Origin of the sequence: Bacteroides sp. RTP31139st1_H2_RTP31139_211217 (assembly GCF_040227615.1) — a bacterium.
GTDB lineage: Bacteria > Bacteroidota > Bacteroidia > Bacteroidales > Bacteroidaceae > Bacteroides > Bacteroides uniformis.
Genome location: NZ_JBCNZM010000364.1, coordinates 1 through 1,023 on the forward strand (window position 1 = coordinate 1; position 1,023 = coordinate 1,023).

General features: G+C 51.3%; 1 pseudogene. It reads left to right on the forward strand.

Annotation, left to right across the window (positions count from 1 at the left end):
- Positions 1-1,023, forward strand: a pseudogene (locus ABUA47_RS24970) (FtsX-like permease family protein); the annotation flags it as partial.

Here is a 1,023-nt window from a genome sequence, read left to right on the forward strand (position 1 = left end):
AGTTTATCCGTTTCCGTCCCGGTGCCGACAAATCGGTTGTCAATGCGCGTATTGATGCCATGATAGACAAGTATCGCCCGGCTGAAGAGAAGAAAGAGTACGGCTACTCGGCTTTTGTGCAGCCCATCCGTGATACATACCGCAATTATGATGATGTGCAGCGGATGCGTGTCATTATGAGCATTCTTGGTTTTGCCATTCTTTTCATTGCGGCGTTGAACTATGTGCTGATTTCCATTTCCTCTTTGAGCTACCGCGCCAAGTCGGTAGGCGTACATAAATGCAGCGGTGCGAGCGGTGGCACGGTTTTCAGCATGTTTTTGCTGGAAACAGGTATCATCATTGCGGCAGCATTGCTGCTGATGGCGTTGATAATGCTCAACTTCCGCGATTTTGTGGAAGACACGGTCGTTGTAAAGCTCTCCACCTTGTTGGCTCCGGAGCGTATCTGGGTACCGTTGTCGGTAGTGCTTCTGCTGTTTATAGTGGGAGGCGTGTTGCCGGGCCGGCTCTTTGCGCGTATTCCCGTATCGCAGGTGTTCCGCCGCTATACCGAGGGGAAAAAGGGCTGGAAGCGTCCGTTGCTGTTTGTGCAGTTTGCAGGCGTGGCATTCATCAGTGGATTGATGTGTGTGGTGATGTCGCAATATCAGTATGTACTGAAAAAGGATATGGGGTATAATCCCAAGCAGATAGCCATAGGTAATGCCTACTGGGATAATGAAGCGACGCGTGACGCGGCTTATCAGTTCTTCAAGGGATTGCCCTACGTGGAAGCGGTGTCCAGCGCCAACAGCACACCCATTAGCGGATATAGCGGTTCGATGATTCATAGTGAGAGCGGGCAGGCACTTTTCTCTTGCCGTTCTTCTTATTTCATGCGCGAGGATTTTCCTGCTTTGATGGGCATGACTATGAAGACGGGACGTATGGCGCGCGATAAAGAGGAAGTCGTGGTGAACGAGACCTTTGCCGAGATGATGCGTTGGGGAGACGACGTCGTAGGCCGTACGGTATATACCG